This is a genomic window from Stenotrophomonas sp. CASM114 (assembly GCF_049384325.1).
In the GTDB taxonomy this organism is placed as follows: Bacteria; Pseudomonadota; Gammaproteobacteria; order Xanthomonadales; family Xanthomonadaceae; genus Stenotrophomonas; species Stenotrophomonas muris.
Genome location: NZ_JBMRGJ010000011.1, coordinates 22,878 through 43,768, shown reverse-complemented (window position 1 = coordinate 43,768; position 20,891 = coordinate 22,878). Strand labels below are relative to the sequence as shown.

The 20,891-nt window shown below is 65.7% G+C and carries 14 protein-coding genes; 12 read left to right on the top strand and 2 right to left on the bottom strand.

Annotated elements, in window-relative coordinates; genetic code table 11:
• Positions 1-85 precede the first annotated feature (85 nt).
• The 6 genes from VG566_RS12345 (at position 86) to VG566_RS12320 (ending at position 10,937) form a co-directional block, all read left to right on the top strand.
• Entirely contained in the window at positions 86-592 is a 507-nt protein-coding gene (locus tag VG566_RS12345; RefSeq protein WP_046984294.1) for a CS1 type fimbrial major subunit, read from the top strand.
• A 49-nt stretch (positions 593-641) separates the two neighbouring features.
• Positions 642-3,365 carry a TcfC E-set like domain-containing protein gene (locus VG566_RS12340; RefSeq protein WP_164110386.1) on the top strand — a complete coding sequence of 908 codons (2,724 nt, stop codon included), beginning with the start codon at positions 642-644 and terminating at the stop codon, positions 3,363-3,365.
• Positions 3,366-3,385: 20 nt separating this feature from the next.
• Positions 3,386-4,495, top strand: coding sequence for a CfaE/CblD family pilus tip adhesin (locus VG566_RS12335; protein ID WP_414614103.1), 1,110 nt, complete (start codon positions 3,386-3,388; stop codon positions 4,493-4,495).
• 19 nt (positions 4,496-4,514) lie between these two features.
• Positions 4,515-5,213 (top strand): pilus assembly protein, encoded by a 699-nt coding sequence (locus VG566_RS12330; RefSeq protein WP_164110384.1) that lies wholly within the window; start codon positions 4,515-4,517, stop codon positions 5,211-5,213.
• A 66-nt stretch (positions 5,214-5,279) separates the two neighbouring features.
• Positions 5,280-10,124, top strand: a complete 4,845-nt coding sequence (locus VG566_RS12325; protein WP_241884256.1) for an ESPR-type extended signal peptide-containing protein — start codon at positions 5,280-5,282, stop codon at positions 10,122-10,124.
• A gap of 69 nt (positions 10,125-10,193) precedes the next feature.
• Positions 10,194-10,937, top strand: a complete 744-nt coding sequence (locus VG566_RS12320; RefSeq protein ID WP_164110380.1) for a hypothetical protein — start codon at positions 10,194-10,196, stop codon at positions 10,935-10,937.
• Between the two features lie 136 nt (positions 10,938-11,073).
• Here the strand turns inward: VG566_RS12320 and VG566_RS12315 are convergent, their stop codons facing one another.
• Positions 11,074-11,718, bottom strand: coding sequence for a hypothetical protein (locus VG566_RS12315; protein WP_164110378.1), 645 nt, complete (start codon positions 11,716-11,718; stop codon positions 11,074-11,076).
• 207 nt (positions 11,719-11,925) lie between these two features.
• Complete coding sequence (locus tag VG566_RS12310; protein WP_241884257.1) at positions 11,926-14,349, bottom strand: penicillin-binding protein 1A; 2,424 nt, start codon at positions 14,347-14,349, stop codon at positions 11,926-11,928.
• Positions 14,350-14,568: 219 nt separating this feature from the next.
• Here VG566_RS12310 and VG566_RS12305 point away from each other — a divergent pair, with 219 nt between their 5' ends.
• From VG566_RS12305 to VG566_RS12280, 6 genes are all read left to right on the top strand, one after another.
• A complete protein-coding gene (locus tag VG566_RS12305; protein ID WP_014038321.1) occupies positions 14,569-15,627 on the top strand; it encodes a pilus assembly protein PilM in 1,059 nt (352 codons plus the stop codon).
• A complete protein-coding gene (locus tag VG566_RS12300; protein ID WP_075075999.1) occupies positions 15,627-16,499 on the top strand; it encodes a PilN domain-containing protein in 873 nt (290 codons plus the stop codon). The genes VG566_RS12305 and VG566_RS12300 overlap by 1 nt, the downstream gene beginning before the upstream one ends.
• A complete protein-coding gene (locus VG566_RS12295; protein WP_005418916.1) occupies positions 16,496-17,152 on the top strand; it encodes a type 4a pilus biogenesis protein PilO in 657 nt (218 codons plus the stop codon). The genes VG566_RS12300 and VG566_RS12295 overlap by 4 nt, the downstream gene beginning before the upstream one ends.
• Positions 17,152-17,685, top strand: a complete 534-nt coding sequence (locus VG566_RS12290; RefSeq protein WP_005418914.1) for a pilus assembly protein PilP — start codon at positions 17,152-17,154, stop codon at positions 17,683-17,685. The genes VG566_RS12295 and VG566_RS12290 overlap by 1 nt, the downstream gene beginning before the upstream one ends.
• Before the next feature lie 21 nt (positions 17,686-17,706).
• Positions 17,707-19,677 (top strand): type IV pilus secretin PilQ family protein, encoded by a 1,971-nt coding sequence (locus VG566_RS12285; protein ID WP_241884258.1) that lies wholly within the window; start codon positions 17,707-17,709, stop codon positions 19,675-19,677.
• A 186-nt stretch (positions 19,678-19,863) separates the two neighbouring features.
• Positions 19,864-20,889, top strand: a complete 1,026-nt coding sequence (locus VG566_RS12280; RefSeq protein WP_014648255.1) for an AAA family ATPase — start codon at positions 19,864-19,866, stop codon at positions 20,887-20,889.
• Positions 20,890-20,891 lie beyond the last annotated feature (2 nt).

Here is a 20,891-nt window from a genome sequence, read left to right as displayed (position 1 = left end):
CCATTCTCTCCGTCGCCCGCCCCCACGCAGGCGGGTGATGCCTCCGCACTGGAGGCCTCATATCCCACCGTCCGAGAGAGACACCATGAACTCCATCCTGAAGAAGGCCGCGCTCGCTGCAGCGCTGGCTACCGTTTCGCTGTCCGCCAATGCATTTGACGCCGACATCAAGGTCTGGGCCAACGTCGATCCGACCCTGGCCCTGCTCAAGGCCGATGGCACGGCGCTGGATTCGGTGGTCAACATGGTCCACAACCCGGTCAGTGGCCTGGTGCCCTGGTCGCAGCAGGTGCGCATCTACTCCAACGATGAAAGCAAGGACATCGAAGTGCGTGTTGGCAGCACCCCGCAGCTGCTCAACACCGATGGTGGCGGTACGCCGGTGCCGCTGACCGTCAGCCTCAACGGCAGGGCGCTGACCGTGGCGGCGCAGGATTTCACTGCATCCGATCTGTTCGATGGCGCCATGCCCGGTGCGTCGATCCCGATGGCGCTGCGTATCGCGCAGACCAGCCCGGCGCCGATCACCCGCGGTGGCCGCTACGAAGGCATCGTCACCATCGCCATGCAGCAGAAGACCACCAGCCCGTAAGGCACCCGCGCCGGCCCGCTTGCCGGGCCGGCTGCTTCCGGTAATCCCCATGAATGCTCCCGCACCCGCCGTCACCCGGCTGGCGGTCGCGCTCGCCCTGTCGCTGGCCACACCCCTGGTCGCGGCGCGCGGCGTTCCCGCCGGTTTCGAGGATCTGGTCGAAGGCCAGACCGAACAACTGGAGATCCGTCTGTTCGGTCGTTCGACCGGGCTGGTGCCGGTGCGCGTGACCCTGGAACACGTGCAGCTGGAAACCCCGGCCGAGGCGCTGCAGGCATTGCAGCTGTCCGCCGAAGCGCAGGCAGCGCTGCTGCCGGCGTTGTCGAAGCCGCTGCCGCGCAACAGTCATCTGGCATGCCGTTACGGCGGTGCCAGTGCCGGTTGCGGGTACATCGATCCTCCCCAGGAGCCCACTGCCGTGCGCGCGCTGTATGACGAAGGCGAGGGCGCTGTGCGCCTGTTTGTCGCCCGCCAATGGATCCCCGGCGAGCCGGCCGCCGAGCGCTACCACCAGGTCAGTGCCAATGCCGAGAACGCCTTCCTGCACCAGCACACCTTCAATGTCAGCGGTGGCCGCGGCTACCAGGCGCTGGCCGCGCAGGGCATGGGTGCACTGGGCGTGTTCCAGCGCGGGCACCTGTCCGCCGACTGGACCTTCAGCCAGCAGCACTACCGCGGCGGTCTTGCCAGCCGCCGTTTCCAGCTCGACAACGCCTACTACCGCCATGACCTGGGCCAGCAGCACTACCTGCAGGCCGGGCGCATGGACCGCCGCAACCTGAGCAGCCCGCAGGGCGGCACCTTCAGTTTCAGCATGCTGCCGATGGATCGCTTCCAGGGCCTGCGGCTGGGCACCACGCAGGCCTACGTGGACTCCGCCGCCGCCGTGCAGGCCACGCCGCTCACCGTGCTGCTGGCGCGCGATGCGCGTGTGGATGCGTTCGATGGCGAGCGCCTGTTGCAGACCTTCTACCTGCAGGCAGGCATCAACCAGCTCGATACGCGCCGGTTCCCCATGGGCAACTACACCGTCAGCCTGCGCATCTACGAAGACGGCGTGCTGGTACGCAACGAGGACGCGCCGTTCGACAAGGGCGGTGACTGGACCGACAGCAGCGTGCAGTGGTTCCTGCAGGGCGGCCGCCGCAACGAGCGCCGCAGCGACCGCTTCAACGACGAACTGGCGGCCATGGGCGGTCTGCGCGTGCCGATGGGGCGCAACGTGGCCATGACCGCTGGCATCGCTGATCTGGGCGGTTTCAGCTACGGCGAACTGCGGGTGGACCTGCGCCATGTGTTTGCCACCCAGGAAGTCCGCGCCACCTTCAGTGGCATGCACGGCAGCGATGGCAGCCGTGGCCAGCAGCATCAGCTTTCCTACCGTCGCCGTGCTTCGTGGAATGTGTACCACCAGCGCATGCGCGGCCGTGCCTGCCAGTTCGAGGATGACGCGCGCGACCGGCTCGGCTGCGCCGATTCGCTCAGCGCCTCGATGGCGCTGCCGGTGGCCGGCGGCAACGCCTACGTGGCCTATACGCGCCGCCAGACCTGGCGTGCAGGCACCGTGCGGCCGGGGCTGGATGATGATCCGCTGGCCGGACTTGACCCGCTGCTGCCGCCGTGGATGCCACAGCCCACGCGCATACCGCAGCTCAGCCGCACCTGGCAGGCCAGCTACAGCCGCAGCCAGCGCTGGGGCGAGTTCAGTGTCTCCAGCCGCATCGGCGTGTGGCAGCAGACCAGCGGCGGTGGGCTGCGCGACGGCCGTGACCGCGGCATCTACCTCAATTTCAGCCTCAACCGCCTGCAGCACGATGACCGCGGCAGTTCGCAGCGACGCTATGGCGTGGACGTGCGGCAACCACAGCATGCGCGCCCGGACATCAACTACAGCGCCGGGCAGACGCTGCGCCAGGAATACGAGGATCAGTACCGCGAGGTATCGGGCGAACTGCGCGGCAACAACAACGAGCGCTACAGCGCCACGCTGAGTACCCAGCTGCAGAACCGCATCGGCCAGACCGGTGCCACGGTGTCGCGCTACCAGCACCAGGGTGGCAACGAAGTGGCGTACAGCGCCACGCACAGTTCCGGCCTGGCCATCGGCAAGCGCGGCGTGTACTGGGGCGCTGGCGTTGGCGCCGACGCGGGGCTGGCGGTGCAGGTGGATGACACCGACGACCTGGACCTGACCGGCGTTGCCGCCGAGCTGCAGGTGGGCGGGCTGCGCCGGCAGCGGCTAAAGCTGGGCGAGCGCCGGCTGCTGCCGATATCCGCCTACCAGTCGCACCGCGCTGAAGTGCAGGACGCCAGCGCCCTGGACAGCATCGCCGCCGTGCGGGTGAGCGGTGTGGGCGGCGCGCGTCCGTTGTTTCTGTCACCGGGCCGGCTGGTGCGCATGCCGGTGCCGATTGAAGTGACCTACACCTTCATCGGCAATGCCCAGGACATCGCCGGCGCACCGCTGCGCGGTGCCCGCATTCTCAACGCGCCGGTGCCCGGCACCGGCAGCAATGGAGGTTTCGTGGCCGACTTCCCACGACGCGAGAAGATCCTGTACCTGCTGCAGGACGACCGGTTGCTGCACTGCCCGCTGCAGGTGCGAGAGCGCCGCAGCGTGGTGATGCTGGTAGGCGCCGTGCAGTGCGAGCCGCTGGCCGTGGCCCAGCTGCCCGCCGACATCCGCCACCAGGCACGGGTGACGCGGTTGCTGCAGGAGCAGGCGCTGATCGCCGCCACGCCACAGACCGCAGCAGCGGGAGGTGCGAAGTGAGCCGTCGGTTGTGGTGGGTGATGGCGGTGTTGTGTGGGCTGGTGCTGTTGGTGCCACGGGCGACGGCGCAACAGCCGCCGGAGACCGACCCCAGCCCGATAGTCCAGCAGGTCACCCGCGCATGGGATCGATCATCCATGCCCGGTGATCTCGAGATTTGGCCAGACCGGACTGTTCTGGGTTTCAGTCGCGACGTCTCCCGCAAGTTCGGACAAATACATCTGACCTGCCGATCCAACATCGACCCGTCGGAAGGTAGCTGCAATATCTCTGGCGATGAGAGTGTTTCATTCAGGCCGTCAGACATCGTACTTCGGATGGTCGAACAGCGATCTGGTCTTCCAACAGAAGTGAGGTTGAACGGATGGCTACGACGGATTGTGTCCGGTCGCGCATGCTCTGGCGATTTTTGGACCCCACACGTGTATCCGCTTTATTCGGCTGCTTGGGACCAGTGCAATGTCGATTCCCCACTAGGTACCGGGGTGAGGCTTGTACTTCCCCAAGAAGAACTGAGCCGATTGGTCGCCGGCCATTGGCGGGGCGAACTCCTCCTCGATCTCAGAGTGGATCCAAAGCAGGCCGCAGTGCTCACCAACACGGTCTCCTTCGATTTCACCATCACCGACCACAACGCGGTCTCCATCTACTTCCCGCTTTTCGATCAGGTCACCCCGCACGTCGGTCTGAACCTGCAATACGACCCGATCGCGCAGACCATCGGTGGCCGTACCCAGCTCGACATGTGTCTGTACGACGGACTTGGTTCGCAGAGTGCCTACCTAGGCGTCACCGTGCGTGACAGCGGCGCGCAACCTCCCGGGCCCTCGGGCTATTCGGTATGGCACGTCGATGGCGGCAGTGATGCCACCCAGCGCGTGGACTACACCGTCACCCTGGATCACAACGGTGGCGCGCTGCCCATGCGCAATGGTGTGGAGCAGTTGCTGCACGGCATCGATACCGCACGGCTGCGGCTGGTGTTGCTGCCCGGCATGACGCAGCCGGTGTTCTGCGTGCCTACGCCATTGACGCTGGAAACACCGCGCGTGCCGGTCAGCACCAAGCGCCCCGGCTACTACAGCGGCGATCTCAAGGTGGAACTACGTGTTCCCACCGTCACGCCCTGAACCCCACATGGAGTCCCCGATGAAACCCCTAGTCCGCTGCCTGCTGCCGCTGTCGCTGCTGATGGCGTTGCCTGCCCATGCCAATCTCACCGTGCACCCCATGCGTACGTCGGTGGACGCGAAGAAAGGCGCACAGATACGCATCTACTCGCAGTCCACCCAACCGCAGTATGTGCAGGCATCGATCAAGCGCATCGTCGACCCGGCGGGGGAAGGTGAACAGGAGGTTGAGGTGGAGCCGAATGAGGCCGCCATCGCCATCACGCCGGGAAAGTTCGCCCTCGCCGGTGGCGGCAACCGGCTGATCCGTGTGATTCCGCTGCAGCCGGTCGAAAAGGAAACGGCATACCGCGTGTACTTCGAGGGCGTGCGCGGCCCCGAACGTGCGGACCCGGCAGGCGAGGGTGAGAAGGCTCAGGCCAACGTCGGCGTCAGCCTGGTATGGGGCGCGCTGGTCAATGTACTGCCCGCGCAATCGACGATGGACGTGCAGGTGGAGGGAAACCAGCTGCGCAACACCGGCACGGTACGCGTGGGCATCACCAGTATCGCTGACTGCGATGGCGCGCGCTGCACCGCGCATGACGTCTCGCGCAGCCTGTATCCCGGCAGCGCGCTGGAACTGCCATTTGCCCTGCAGCCGGGCCACACGCTGCAGCTGCGCTATCGGCTGACCCGCGATGGCTATCGCGAGCACGTGCACAACGTCGCGCTCTGAGTGCATCTCGCCGCTGTGGCTTGGTGCCACAGCGGTTCCTTCTGTTCCGTTTGTTAAGGAGAATCCATGAACAAGATCCATCGTCGTATCTGGTCTACTGCACGGCAGTGCTGGGTGGTGGCAAGTGAGCTGACCCGAAGGAAGGGACGCAGCGCGGGAGGTGTCCAAGGCGGCTTGCTGGCATCCATTCTGATTGGCTCACTTTCCACCACTGCGAGCGCGGCGGTTTTCTATGGCTGTGACAGCGGTGCGTCCGGAATTGTCCGCTGCGCTCCGTTCATCGGGCATGAGGATGTGGGAAATGCGAACGCTTCGCTGCGTAGCTCCTACTATCTTTCCATGGGAGGGGGCGCATGGACCGACGGTCTCTACTCCACCAGTTTTGGAAACCGAACGTCTGCCGAGGGCGACAAGAACGCAGTCTTTGGCTACGGAGCAGTAGCGAAAAAGGGATATGCCTCGGTATTTGGTGCGCATGCGGTGGGCGATGGTGTTGGTGCAACCGCGTTCGGCCACAACGCGAAGGCTTACACCGAGAATTCCATCGCAGTCGGCAGCGGCTCAAGGACAAATGAGGGCGCAGGCGTGTCGAAGATTGCCATCGGCGGCGATGCCTATGCAGGAACCGGTGGTTGGACCGGCGCCATAGCGCTTGGCGGCAAGGCACGTGCCGAGTTCGACGGCCTGGCCATGGGCTACGAGGCCAGGGCTACCGCGAATGGCACGGTGGCACTCGGGCGTGGCTCGGTCGCCAACGAAGGCAATACGATATCGGTTGGCAACAGCAACACCAAGCGCCGTATCGTCAATGTGGGCGATGCACGACTGAATGCCACCAGCACAGATGCGGTAACGGGAAAGCAGCTGTATCAGTTGTCGACTGCGACCAGTGGCTTGATCAGCCAGGCGAGCACGGGCGGGGCGGTTCGCATTGGTGCGGAGAACACCGGCACGACACTGACGGTCAGCAATAAGAGTGGTGCTGCCCGCTATCTCAACGGTGTCCGCAACGGAACGCTGAGCGCAACCAGTACCGACGCGGTTACCGGGCAGCAGCTGTTTGCCACCAATCAGAACGTGACGACGGCGACCAATCGCATCAATGCGAGAGCACTGTCATTGGGTGAAGGTGCAACCGCCGAATCGGTTGCGTACGGGGTGAGTACAGCGCTTGGGTACAATGCCAAAAGCTACAACGGCCAGAGTGTGGCCGTCGGTTTCGACGCCCGTGCTGGTGTGGATGCCGCTGGCAACAAGGTGGCCAACTTGAACGCAGGTGTCTCGCTGGGGTCGCGCAGCCGCAGCGGCAATGGGGCGGTGGCGGCGGGACTGCAGGCGAGCGCGGTGGGAGATCGTGCCATTGCCATTGGCCATGAGGCGTCGGCGGACGTAATTCACGCCACCGCGATCGGATATCAGAGCAAGGCCAGCGCCGGGCACGCCACCGCACTCGGGCGCGGTACCCACGCAAGCGGCCTCTACGCGACGGCCATGGGCAATCTGGCCAGGGCCTCGGCCGAAAGTGCTGTGGCCATTGGTGATCGCTCCCTGGCTCAGCACAATGGTTCGGTGGCGTTGGGCAATGGTTCGCAGACCAGCGCCGCCAATCAGATTTCCGTCGGCAGCAGCGCCATCAAGCGCAAGCTGGTCAATCTGGCCGACGGTACGCTCAGTACATCCAGCACCGAGGCCGTGACCGGCAAGCAGCTCAACGCTACCAATGCCAACGTGGTCACTGCACAGAATACGGCCAATGCCGCGCAGGTGGCCGCTACCGGGGCGAAGACCGCAGCCGACAGCGCGCTTGCCAAAGCCACCACCCTGGCCGGCCTGGTGAGCCAGGTGTCCACCACGGGCAATGTGCGTTTGGGCAGCGAAAATACCGGTACTGTGTTGGACGTGCGCAACAAGGCCAATGCCAACCGCAATATCAGCGGGGTTGCCGACGCGACGCTGAGCAACAGCAGCACCGAGGCTGTCACTGGCCGACAGCTTGCGGCTACCAACAGCAACGTAACCACGGCGCAGAACACCGCCAACGCCGCACAGACGGCGGCGACTGCAGCCAAGACTACTGCTGACAATGCGCTGGGCAGGGCAACTGCATTGAGTGGTCTGGTCAGCCAGGTATCGGCTACGGGCAATGTGCGCCTGGGCGCAGACAATGCGGGCACCGTAGTGGATGTGGCCAACAAGGACGGCGCGAAGCGGCGCGTCAACAACGTTGCCAACGGCGTGCTGAGCGGTACCAGTACCGATGTCGTGACCGGGCAGCAGCTTCATGCCACCAACCAGTCTGTTTCCACGCAGGGCCAGTCACTGGTGCTGCACGGCCAGCAGCTGGCAACGCATACCCAGGCTCTCGCGGCACAGGACCAGCGCGTCGCGGCCAACCGCGCCGACATCGATCAGCTTCGTACGGACGTGGACAACTTCGATCCGGATCTGGATGGGGTGGTGAAGTTCAGTGCCGATCGCCTGCTTGTGGACATGGAAGGTGCGCGCGTATCTGGAGTGGCGGCGGGAGATGTCAGTTCGGCGGCCAGCACCGATGCCGTGAATGGTGGGCAGTTGTTTGCGACCAACGAGCGTATAGCGGAGATTGAAAGCGCTGGACGATTCCTGAGCATCGGAACGGATAGCCTCAGTGAGGCGGCAAGGTCGGGCTCTTTTGGTGTGGCCATTGGTGATTCCGCACAGGCAAGCACTGACCATGAGGGAGGAACAGCGGTCGGGGCCTTTGCTGTCGCGGGCGGTAAGAATTCTGTGGCCCTTGGCAGAGGGGCGCTTGTGGAGAAGGGGGCAGAAGGCTCTTTTGCCCTAGGTACTGGCTCACGCGTAGCGGGAGTCGAGGCGACTGCGATTGGCGCGAACAGTAGAGCTGAACCAAGTGCTGTCAGAGCGGTCGCCGTAGGAGCTGGATCAGTCGCAAGGGAATCAGACACCGTTTCATTCGGCACTGATGTTTACCAGCGACGCTTGGTTAACGTCAGTCGGGGCATAGGGAAGGGGGACGTATCAACAATCGCGCAGCTCGAGGAGGCTCTTGCTGCATTAGGTGGCGGATCCGGTCTGGACGGTAGTGGTTCAGTCATTGCTCCAACCTATAACGTGCAGGGCGGAAAGCAGAATAATGTTGGTGAAGCCTTGGCTGTGCTCGATGGCGCAGTGATCAAGGCCGGCAGTCGCGTAGATGGCGTTGAAGGCCAGTTGCGCGCGACGTTCCAACAGTCGCCATCAATCAGCGCAGATGGAATCGGCCAACTGAGCCTGGCTGGCGCGCGTGGCATGGTTCTGTCGAATCTCGCCGATGGGCGTATTGATGCGGGTAGTCGTGATGCGGTGACTGGTAGTCAGCTGTATGCCACAGAGCAGAAGATCGAGCGTAATAGACGCGACCTTGATGCAATGCAGCGCGACTGGAGCTCGGATCAGAAGAGTCCGCTGACTGAGGCGAGAGATGGAAACCTCATCGACTTCGGCGGTGCACGCCTGACTGGTGTTGCCGATGCGCACCTCTCCGCTGATAGTTCGGATGTGGTACGTGGGAGCCAGCTGTATGCAACAAACCAGAGACTGAACTCTATCGAGGACCACAGCGGCAACATCGCATTTGGCTGGATTCCAGAGGATTGGCGGTATCCAGCTGAAGCGGGCCCAGCTGGGGTAGCCATTGGCAGGAACGCAAAGGCGTCGTTGCTTTCAGAAGGTGGCGTCGCTGTCGGTGCATGGGCCACAGCTGCAGGAAGAAATTCGGTGGCTTTGGGGCGCGCCTCCTACGTCCATGAACAAGCGGAAGAAGGCTTTGCTGTGGGTGTCCGGACGCAGGTCGCTGCTAAAGGCGGCATTGCTCTGGGTGCAGGGAGTGAGGTCCGTTCTAATGCCAGTAATTCCGTTGCCATCGGCTATCAATCCATCGCCAATGATGCAGACACTGTGTCCTTCGGACATGGCTGGCTGAAGCGCCGCCTCGTCAACGTAGCCAACGGCCGCAACGCCAACGACGCCGCCACCATCGGCCAGCTCCGTGGCGCACTGTCTGCCCTCGGCGGCAACATAGACGCCAACGGCAACGTCACAAGCCCCGGCTTCAACGTCCAGGGCCAGCACCAGAACACCATCAACGAAGCCCTCGCCACGCTCGACTCGGCCGTAGTCACCACCGGCTTCCGTGTCGACCGTGTGGAAACCCAGCTCCGCTCGGTGTTCCAGGAATCTCCGTCCATCCGCAGCGACGGCACCGCCCAGCTCACCCTGGCGGGTGCCAACGGCATGGTCATCTCCAACGTCGCCAACGGCTTGATCGCCGCCGGCAGTCGCGAGGCGGTCAACGGTGGCCAGTTGCATGCCGCGCAGCAGCAGCTCAACGGTCGCATCGATGGCCTGGAGCAGCGCGTGGACGGCCAGCCGCAGGCGCGTGCAATGACCACGGCGTCGGCAGCGCCGACCGAAGAGATCATGCCAAGCCCGGAAGCCAGCGGTTCGCCGCAGGTCGCTTCGGCAGGCGAGGGCGCTTCGCCTGCACCGCAGCCGAAGTCGAAGAAGGACGATTCGCCCGCGCCCACGCCGCAGGTCGACACCGCCGATCTGGAGAAGATGCTGGCCCGCGCCAACGAGTACACCGATGGGGCGATCAGCAATTTCGAACGCCGCCTGGACAAGATGGACAAGCGCTTCAACCGCATGGCGGCAATGAGCAGCGCGCAGACGGCCATGGCCATGAACACCGCCGGCCTGGCCACCTACAACCGCCTTGGCGCGGGCGTGGGCTACGCCGAGGGCGAGTCGGCCATGGCGGTGGGTTACCAGCGCGTGCTCAACGACAAGGGCTCAGCCACCTTCAGCCTCAATGGGGCGTTCACCAACAGCGGTGAGCGCAGCATGGGCGTCGGTGTGGGCATCGGCTGGTAAGCCATGGAGCCCTGGCGTGACGCGCGTAATTCACCCCGTCGCGCCGGGGTCCTTGCCGAGGAGATGGCCATGTACCGATGGGTAAGCCGGTTCATCAGCTACCGCACGTTCTATCTGTGGCGGGCGCGGTACTTCTACTACACCCGCAATCTGGACAGCTGGGTGCTGTTCACCCTGCTGTGCCTGACCGGCATGGTGCTGGTGCTCTGGTACCACTGGCGGGTGGTGAGCGTCCCGCCGCCGCGCGTGCACCCGGAGGTGGCAGCGCTGCGCGTGGAGAACATCACCGGCGAGGCGATCCATCGCATCGTGCTGGTGCAGCATGGCGGCACCACGCCCGGCGAGCCGTTCACCACGCCGGAAGAAGTCCGGGCCGGTACGCTGCGCACGATGCGGGTGCGGGAGCTGCTGGACAGTTCGATGGTGTGGCAGCTGAAAGCTCACATGCTGGCCGACATGGCGTCGTACATCGAAGCCACGGGCAGCTGCTTCCCGTACCCGTGCTGGCAGCTGAAGCATCGGCTGTCACTGCTCCGCGCAGCCCAGGCGGAAAACACGGCCATCAACGAGGCGCTGGCGCCGGTGCTGGAGGTGCCGCTGGACAGGATGCCCAACCTCAATGGGGGGGAGCGCGCGCGGATACAGACGGCCTGGTCCGACACGTTCGGCGACGTCTACAACCAGACCTGGCTGTTGGCTGACCTGCAGGACATGCACGCCCGGATGATGGTGGAGTACCCACGGCGCGCGGGTGCGCCGTGGCTGGCACGCCTGCTGACCGGCGATGCCAAGGAGCCGCATGAGCTGCGGTAGGCGGGCTTGAGCCAGGCTCGACTGCTCTTCGGTCAGGTATCCGGACGACTGAAGGACCGTGCGGACCAACGGTCCGCACCTACCAAAGGCGAGCGCGGACCAACGGTCCGCACCCACCAAGAGACCGTAGCTACCGTCACCCGCCGACGTACGCGGTGATCTCTGCCTCGGCCAGCACTTGCCGCAACTGCGCCACCGACGCGCGCCGCATCGGCTTCTCATCCACCGGTGACAGCGGCGCCTGGCGCAGGGCGTCATAGGGCAGCACGGCCAGGTCGAAGGTCAGCTCTTCGGCACTGAACACCCACACCGGCACGTCCAGGCTGCGCTCGCGATCCATGCGCAGGCGACGTGTCCTCGATTCGGCGGGGATGCCGTGTTCGTCCAGGAAGCGGTGCACGGCTTCCGGGTCATCGCTGTGCAGGTGCAGCTGCACGGGACTGTTGGCGTCGGCGGTGCCCTCCAGCACCGGGCCAGCCAGGCGCGGGGCGAAGCCGTGCAGGAACTCCAGTGCGCGCATGGCGGCTTCGCGGCGGCGCTGCAGTTCGTTGCCATGCTGGGGCCCGGAGAACAGCCGCTGGTACTCGCGCAGGGCGTCTTCGATCTCGGTGTTGCGGGGCAGGGAGGCATCGTCGTGGATGCCGAGCCGGCTGGCGGCCTTCAACTTGGCCTGGTGGTAGTCGCGGATGCCGCCTTCGGCCATCAGGCGGGCGGCTTCGTGGGCGAGGCGATGGCGCCGCTCGCGGGTCTGGCTGGCAGCATGCTGACGGGCGCGATGCATGCGATGACTCCTGTTGCGACCTGGCTACAGACTAGCGCACGGATGTGACATCTGCGTGGGTATTTCGCGGAGGCGCCAGCCAACGGTTGGCACCCACCAACGCTCTGGTAGGTGCCGACCTTGTTCGGCACGGGGCGCCAACCAAGGTTGGCATCTACCAGGGCAGCATCGGTGCCAACCCACGGTTGGCACCCATCACACTCTTCCTCAGAAGATATCGAACGCGGCGGCGTCGGCCTGCGGCGTATTGAGGTTCAGGTCGTAGTCGGTCAGGCGGTCCATGTCTTCCACCTTCACCCACTCGGTCGCGCCGTTGAGGGTGGCCTGGACCATGCCGCTGGGCGGGTCGTTCTGCGCGATCGGGGTGTCCTTCAGCGCGGTGCGCATGTAGTCGATCCAGATCGGCAGGGCGGCCTTGCCACCGTATTCGCGGTAGCCCAGCGAGCGGAAGTCGTCGCGGCCCACCCACACGGTGGTCACGTACGGGCCGCCGAAGCCGGAGAACCAGGCATCGCGGTGGTCGTTGGTGGAGCCGGTCTTGCCGCCTACGTCCTCGCGGCCGAGTACCTTGGCCTGGGCACCGGTACCGCGCTGGACCACGTCGCGCATCATCGACACCAGCTGGTAGGCGGTGCGGGCGTCGATCGCGCGCGGGGCGGTGCGGGCATCCGGGTTGGCCGGAGCCGCCGGGGTTTCGGTCTTGGCTTCGGCCTTGGCGGCAGCAGCCGGGTCCACCTTCGGGGCCGGAGCGCCGAAGTTGAAGCCGTCCACCACCTGGTTGACCGGCTGGTCACTGCTGCCGGCGCAGTCGCGGCAGGCCAGCGCCGGGTTTTCCTTGAACACCAGGTTGCCGTCGCGGTCATTGACCTGGTCGATCAGCCAGGTGTCCACGCGCGAGCCGCCGTTGGCGAACACGGCGTAGCCACGGGCCACCGACAGCGGGGTGAGCGAGGCGGTACCCAGCGACATCGACAGGTTCGGCGGCAGTTCCGATTCGGCGAAACCAAATTCGCTGATGTACTTGCGCGCGTAGTCCACGCCCATGCCATCGAGCAGACGCACCGAGACCAGGTTGCGCGACTGCACCAGCGCTTCGCGCAGGCGCATCGGGCCGCGGAAACCGCCGCCGTCGTTCTGCGGGGCCCAGGTCTTGCCGCGGCGGTCGCGGAACACGACCGGGGCGTCGAGCACGATCGAGGCCGGGTTGTAGCCCTTGTCGAAGGCAGCTGCGTAGACGAACGGCTTGAAGCTCGAACCCGGCTGGCGGCGGGCCTGGGTGGCGCGGTTGAACTTGTTGCCGGAGAAGCTGAAGCCACCCACCAGCGCCTTCAGCGCGCCGCTGTGGGCATCCAGCGAGACCAGCGCGGACTGGCCGCGCGGGATCTGGTCCAGCAGCCACTCGCCCTCCTTGGCACCGGCGCGCACGCGCACGATGTCGCCGCGCTGCACCAGCTTGCCCGGGGTCTTGTTGGTCCACTTGGCGGCACCGGCCGGCAGCACGATCTCGCTGCGGTTGGCCAGCACCACGGTGGCGCTGCCGTCGGCGCCGGTGCTGGCGACGATCGCCGGCAGCAGGCCGGCCTGGCCGTACATGCCGCGCAGGTGCTCGGCCAGGGCGGCGGCGTTTTCGCCAGCACCCACCTGCACCTGTTTCTCCACGCCGTGCCAGCCGTGGCGGTGGTCGTACAGCAGCAGGCCGTCGCGCACCGACTGGTTCGCGGCGGTCTGCAGGGTGGAGTCGATGGTAGTGGTGACGTGATAGCCCTTGTTGACCACGTCGCCGCCGAAGCGGGCGATCATCTCCTGGCGCACCAGCTCGGCCACGTACGGGGCATCGACCTGCACCGGCGGCTCATGCGCGGTGGCGTGCATCGGCACGGCCTTGGCCGCGTCGGCCTCGGCCTGGCTGACGAACTTCAGGTCGGCCATGCGCTGCAGCACGTAGTTGTCGCGGCGCTGGCGGGCACGCTCCGGGTTGGAGATCGGGTTGCCCGACGAGGGGAACTTGGGGATGCCGGCCAGCGAGGCCATCTCGTCCAGGTCCAGCTCGTTCAGTTTCTTGCCGTAATAGAACTCGGCGGCAGCGGCCACGCCGTAGGCGCGGTTGCCGAAGAAACTCTTGTTCAGGTACAGCTCGAAGATCTCGTCCTTGCTCAGCTCGGACTCGATCTTGCGCGCCAGCAGGATCTCGGCCAGCTTGCGGGTGTAGCTGTACTCGGAGCTGAGGAAGAACTGGCGGGCCACCTGCTGGGTGATGGTGGAGCCACCCGGCACGCGCTTGTCGCTGGTGGTGGCCAGCAGCCAGACCGCCCGGCCGATGCCCATGTAGTCCACGCCGCCGTGCTCGTAGAAGCGGGCGTCCTCGGTCGCCAGGAAGGCCTGCTTCAGCTTCTCCGGCACGTCCTTCATGGTGATCGGGGTACGCCGGGTCTCGCCGAACACCGCCATCAGCTTGCCATCGGCAGCATAGACGTACATCGGCTCCTGCATTTCCACGTCGCGCAGGGTCTGCACGTCGGGAAGCTTGGAGGAAACGGCATAGTACAGACCGCCCACGGCGGCCGCGCCGATCAGCGCCAGGACCAGGACAATCAGGAAGATCCAGCGCAGCCAGCGGCGGAGTCGAGTCATCGGGTTCAGATTCCGATTGCGAATTTCGTGGTCGCAGAGTATAGATTACGCAAGGTGCCGGCTGGGGTCGGCACCGGGGAGCGCAAGGGGAACAGTCAGGGGCTGCATGGTGAATCCGTGAAGGAATTCACAGCAGGGCCGTTGCCATTTGCTAAGAATACGTTATTAATGCTTGGGCGCAGGTCTTGCGTCCAAGTGCCCGTCGGCAGGGGAGAAACCGTGGGGCTCATCCCAAAAAGTCAGTCGCCGCTCGTAGGCGTCGACATCAGTTCGACTGCGGTAAAGCTTTTGCAGCTGTCCCGCAGCGGCAATCGTTTCCGCGTGGAACATTACGCTGTGGAACCTCTGCCGCCCAATGCGGTGGTGGAGAAGAACATCGTTGAAGTGGAGGCCGTGGGTGAGGCCATCCGTCGGGCGATGAACCGTTCAGGCAGCAAGGCCAAATTGGCCGCTGCCGCCGTCGCGGGGTCGGCAGTGATCACCAAGGTGATCCCGATGCCGGCCGATCTCGACGAAAACGACATGGAAGCCCAGATCGAGCTGGAAGCGGTCAACTACATTCCGTATCCGATCGAGGAAGTGAACCTGGACTTCGAGGTGATCGGGTCGATCCCGAACAACCCGGAGATGGTCCAGGTGCTGCTGGCCGCGTCGCGTTCGGAGAATGTCGAGCTGCGCCAGTCGGCGCTGGAACTCGGTGGCCTGCAGGCCAAGGTGATGGACGTGGAGGCCTTCGCGGTCGAGAACGCCTACGCCCTGGTCGCCAGCGAGCTGCCGGTATCCATCGACGGCGTGGTCGCGCTGGTCGATATCGGCGCCACCATGACCACCCTCAATGTCCTGCGCGGCGGCCGCAGCCTCTACAGCCGCGAGCAGGTGTTCGGTGGCAAGCAGCTGACCGACGAGATCATGCGCCGCTACGGGCTGAGCTACGAGGAAGCCGGGCTGGCCAAGCGCCAGGGCGGCCTGCCGGAAAGCTACGAGATGGAAGTGCTGGAGCCGTTCAAGGAAGCCACGGTCCAGCAGATCAGCCGCCTGCTGCAGTTCTTCTACGCAGGCAGCGAGTTCAACCGCGTCGATCACATCGTGCTGGCCGGCGGCTGCGCCGTGCTCGGTGGCCTGCCGGAGATGGTCGAGGAACAGCTGGGTGTGCCGACCGTGGTCGCCAACCCGCTGGCGCAGATGACCCTGGGGCCGAAGGTGAACGCACATGCGTTGGCCCAGGATGCCCCCGCGCTGATGATCGCGACCGGTCTGGCGCTGAGGAGCTTTGACTGATGGCACGCATCAATCTATTGCCCTGGCGCGCCGAGCGGCGCAAGCAACGCCAGCGCGAGTTCTACGCAATGCTGGGCATGGCCGCTGTCGGTGGCCTGCTGCTGTCGCTGATGATCTGGTTCTATTACGACCGCCAGGTGAGCGGCCAGATGGACCGCAACGCCTATCTGGAAGCCGAGATCGAGAAGGTCAAGGAACAGAACAAGGAGATTGATCGCCTCGACGCGCAGAAGGAACGCCTGCTGGCCCGCAAGAAGGTGATCGAGGAGCTGCAGGCCAAGCGCTCGCAGATGGTCCACCTGTTCGACGCGCTGGTGCGCACCATCCCCGACGGCGTGGTGCTGACCGCGCTGAAGCAGGAAGGGGATGTGCTGACGCTGGAAGGCCGCACCCAGTCCAACGCCCGCGTTTCGGCCTACATGCGCAACCTGGAGACCTCCGGCTGGATGACCAACCCGGAGCTGTCGATCATCGAAGCGCGTGACCCGGAGAAGGACAAGGACGGCAAGGCCGGCCCGCTGGCCGACATCAAGGCGCTGCCCTACGTGTTCGTGGTCAAGGTGAAACTGCCGGCACAGAGCGAAGAGGTGTCGGCGACGCCGGGCCTGAACGCCGATGGCTCGGTGGCGACGGCTGCCCCGGCACCGGTGGCACCGTTGGCCGCAGGTCCGGATGCCGCGACGCCTGCGGCCCCGGCAGCGGGCCAGCCGGCAGCGGCTCCCGCCGCACCGGCTGCTGCACCGTCGGCCGCTCCGGCCAAGCCGAACCAACCGGCCGCTCCGGCCCCGGCACCTGCCCCGAAGCCTGAGGGCAGCCGCCTGGCGCAGCCGCCGCAGGCCTTCAATGCGCTGCTGCAGGGGGACCGCGCATGAGCCAGAAGATCGACATCAAGAACCTGGATTTCAACGACATCGGCAACTGGCCGCAGAAGGCCAAGATCGTCTTCTGCTCGTTGCTGGCGCTGGTCATCATGTTCGTGGCGTGGATGCTGCTGATCAGCGGCAAGCGCGAAGAACTGGCCGGCCTGGAATCGAAGGAAGTCGAGCTGCGCACCGAGTTCACCAAGCAGCAGGAACGCGCGGTGAACCTGGGGCCGCTGAAGCAGCAGCTGGCGCAGATGGAGCAGGTGCTGCAGCAGATGCTGCGGCAGCTGCCGAGCAAGACCGAAATGCCCGACCTGATCATCGACATCTCGCAGACCGCGCTGTCCAGCGGCCTGACCAACGAGCTGTTCGAGCCGGAGCAGGAGCAGATCAAGGAGTTCTACGCCGAGAAGCCGATCAAGCTGCGCATGGTGGGCAGTTACCACCAGTTCGGCGCGTTCGTCAGCGGCGTGGCCTCGCTGCCGCGGGTGGTGATCCTGACCATGCACGACATCAACCTCAAGCCCAAGGAAAAGACCGGCGGCAACGTCCGCAGCGGTGCACTGGAACTGTCCGGTACGGTCAAGACCTATCGCTACCTGGACGAGACCGAGGTGCAGGCGCAGCAGGCGGCCGACGCTGGCAAGGAGGGCAAGAAGTGATGCGCGCGCAGACCGTACGTGGTGCGATGGTGCTGGCTGTGCTGCTGCTGGCTGGTTGCGGCCGTGGCGTGACCAGCACGCCCGGTGACGCACCGAACCTTGAGAAGTGGGTGGAAGGCGAGCGCGCGCGACCGGCGCAACCGCTGGAGCCGCTGCCGGTGATGCAGCAGTTCGAGACCTTTGAATACTCCGCGCAGGGCATGCGCGATCCGTTCACCGATGCCTGGACCAATCCGCAGCAGGGGAATGGCGGATTGCGACCGGACCCGAACCGGCGCAAGGAGCCGCTGGAAGGCTTCCCGCTGGATGCGCTGGACATGGTCGGCACCATCGGTACCGGCGCAGGTACCGTGGCGCTGGTGATGGGGCCGGACAAGGTCACCTACCGGGTTCGCCCGGGCGGTTACCTGGGGCAGAGCGACGGGCGGGTCACGGCGGTCTTCGAAGACCGCGTGGAGCTGATCGAACTGGTGCCGGATGGCGCGGGTGGCTGGCTGGAACGGCCGGCAACGCTCTCGCTTGAAGATCAATGATCGTTTACTGGGGATAGCACGATGACCTTTCACCAAGCCAAGGGGCTGCGTCCCATCCGGCGCTCTACCTTGAACCGTGTCAGCGCGCTGGGAGTCGCGCTGATGCTGGCCTGCGCTCCGGCGCTGGCTGCCGCACCGGCGGAAAAGCCGGTGGGCGCCACCGTGGCACCGGCCGCCGCGCCGGCGGGCCTGTCGGTGGCCAAGATCGATTTCAAGCGTGGCGATGACGGCGCCGGTCGCCTGATCGTGCAGTTCGACGGGCAGGGCGCGATCCCTGACCTGCGCACGCAGGGCAACAGCGTCGTGGTCGACGTCGGCAATGCCCGGCTGCCGGCCAACCTGCAGAAGCCGATGAACGTCACCGACTTCGCCACGCCGGTACAGCGCATCGACGCCAAGCCGTCGGGCGCCGGCACCCAGCTGGTGCTGAGCACCGGTGGCGCGGTGGAGTCGCTGGCCTACCAGAGCGGCAACGAATACGTGGTCGAGATCAGCCCGCGCCAGGCCCAGGCCGCCGTGGGTGCGGTCACCGCCGGCAGCGTCACCCAGGCGGCCAAGGCCGTCGGCCAGCGTGGTTTCACCGGCAAGCCGGTGACCTTCAACTTCCAGGACGTGCCGGTGCGCACCGTGCTGCAGTTGATCGCCGAGGAGTCCAACCTGAACGTGGTGGCGTCCGACTCGGTGCAGGGCAACGTGACCCTGCGCCTGGTCAATGTGCCGTGGGACCAGGCGCTGGACATCGTCCTGCGCGCCAAGGGCCTGGACAAGCGTCGCGACGGCAGCGTGATCTGGGTGGCGCCGCAGGCTGAACTGGCCAAGTTCGAGCAGGAGAAGGAAGATGCGCGCATCGCCATCGAGAACCGCGAAGACCTGCAGACCGACTACATCCAGATCAACTACCACAGCGCCACGCAGATCTTCAAAGCGCTGACCGAGGCCAAGGGCATCGGCGGCGGCGGTGGTGGTGGCAGTGGTGGTGGTTCGGGCAGCTCCTCGCAGGAAGACAGTGGCTTCCTGTCCTCGCGTGGTCGCATCGTGGCCGACGAGCGTACCAACACGCTGATGATCAGCGACATCCCGAAGAAGATCGCGCGCATGCGCGAGCTGATCAACGTGATCGACCGCCCGGTCGACCAGGTGCTGATCGAAAGCCGCATCGTCATCGCCACCGACACCTTCGCCCGCGAGCTGGGCGCGAAGTTCGGTGTCAGCGGCAGCCGCGACAATGTCTATTTCAGCGGCAATCTCGAGGCCAACCGCTTGACCCGGGAATCGCAGGTCAAGTCCGCGCAGGACAACGCCAAGGCCGAGCGCGACTGGATCGCCGGTGGCCGGGTGGGCCCGGCTCCTGTCCCGGTGGGCTCGACCATCACCCGTGGCCTGAACTGGAACCTGCCGGTGGCTGCCGCAAGCAACCCGGGTTCGCTGGCACTGTCCATCCTCAATGCCGGTTACCTGCTGGACGTGGAGCTGTCGGCCATGCAGCAGGAGTCGCGAGGCGAGGTGATCTCCAACCCGCGCGTGGTCACCACCAACCAGCGCGAAGCGATGATCAAGCAGGGCAAGGAAATCGGCTACGTCACCATCAGCGGTGGTGGCGCTGGCGGCGTCGCGACCCCGAACGTCCAGTTCAAGGAAGTGGTGCTGGAGCTGAAGGTCACCCCGACCATCACCAACGACAACCGCGTGTTCCTCAACATGCAGGTGAAGAAGGACGAAGTCGACCAGCTGATCCAGCTGGAGGGCTACGGCACCGTGCCGTCGATCAACCGACGCGAAGTCAACACCGCGGTGCTGGTCGAGGATGGGCAGACCGTGGTGATCGGTGGCGTCTACGAGTTCACCGATCGCAACAGCATCAGCAAGGTGCCGTTCCTGGGCGACGTGCCGTTCCTGGGCAACCTGTTCAAGAAGCGCGGTCGCAACAAGGACAAGGCCGAGCTGCTGGTGTTCGTCACCCCGAAGGTGCTGCGCGTGGCCAAGCAGAACTGAGCCGTCGCACCGGAGTCTTCGAAGAAGGGCCGCCCCGTGCGGCCCTTCTTCGTTTGGGCTGGCGGCATGCACGAAGCAGATCCATGCCCAGCGTGGACGGCTGTTCAGCGGTTCTTGATGCCAATCGCAGGGCACCCTGCGATGATGTCGGGAACCCGTGCCGTCCTGCGCCGGTCAAAGGCCCCCATGAACCTGCCACCGCCGATGCCCGAAACCGTCTCGCCGCCGCCCGCGCCGGCCACCTCCCGCCTGCATGCGGCGTTCACCCAGCTGCGCGACGCGCTGTCGGCCGAGATCGTCGGCCAGGCGGCACTGGTCGAACGCCTGCTGATTGCATTGTTGGCCGACGGCCATCTGCTGGTGGAGGGCGCGCCGGGCCTGGCCAAGACCACGGCGATCCGTGCACTGGCCTCGCGCCTGGAAGCAGACTTTGCCCGCGTGCAGTTCACCCCCGACCTGCTGCCGGCCGACCTCACCGGCACCGAGATCTGGCGCCCGCAGGAGGGCCGCTTCGAGTTCGTGCCCGGCCCGATCTTCCACCCGATCCTGCTGGCCGACGAGATCAACCGGGCACCGGCCAAAGTGCAGTCGGCGCTGCTGGAGGCCATGGGCGAGCGCCAGGTCACGGTTGGCCGCCATACCTATGCGCTGCCGCCGCTGTTCCTGGTGATGGCCACGCAGAACCCGATCGAGCAGGAGGGCACCTTCCCGCTGCCGGAAGCGCAGCTGGACCGTTTCCTGATGCATGTGCGCATCGGTTACCCGGACCAGGCCGCTGAATCGGAAATCCTGCGGCTGGCCCGTGAGCGTGCCCGTGGTGCATTGGGCGAGGCTGCGCCGGCGCCGGACAAGATGCCGATGCAGGACGTGTTCGACGCCCGCCGCGAAGTGCTGGACCTGCACATGGCACCGGCACTGGAGCGCTACCTGATCGAACTGGTGCTGGCCTCGCGCGATCCCGCGCGCTACGACGCCGGCCTCGGCCGCCGCATCGCCTGGGGGGCAAGCCCGCGCGGTTCCATCGCACTGGAGCGCTGTGCCCGTGCGCGGGCGTGGCTGGCCGGCCGTGACTTCGTCACGCCCGACGACGTGCGTGCAGTCGCCGCCGACGTGCTGCGCCATCGCGTGCTGCCCAGCTATGAAGCCACCGCCGAGGGCTGGGACGGCGAGCGCCTGGTGCAGGAGCTGCTGGCCCGGGTGCCGGCACCCTGAGC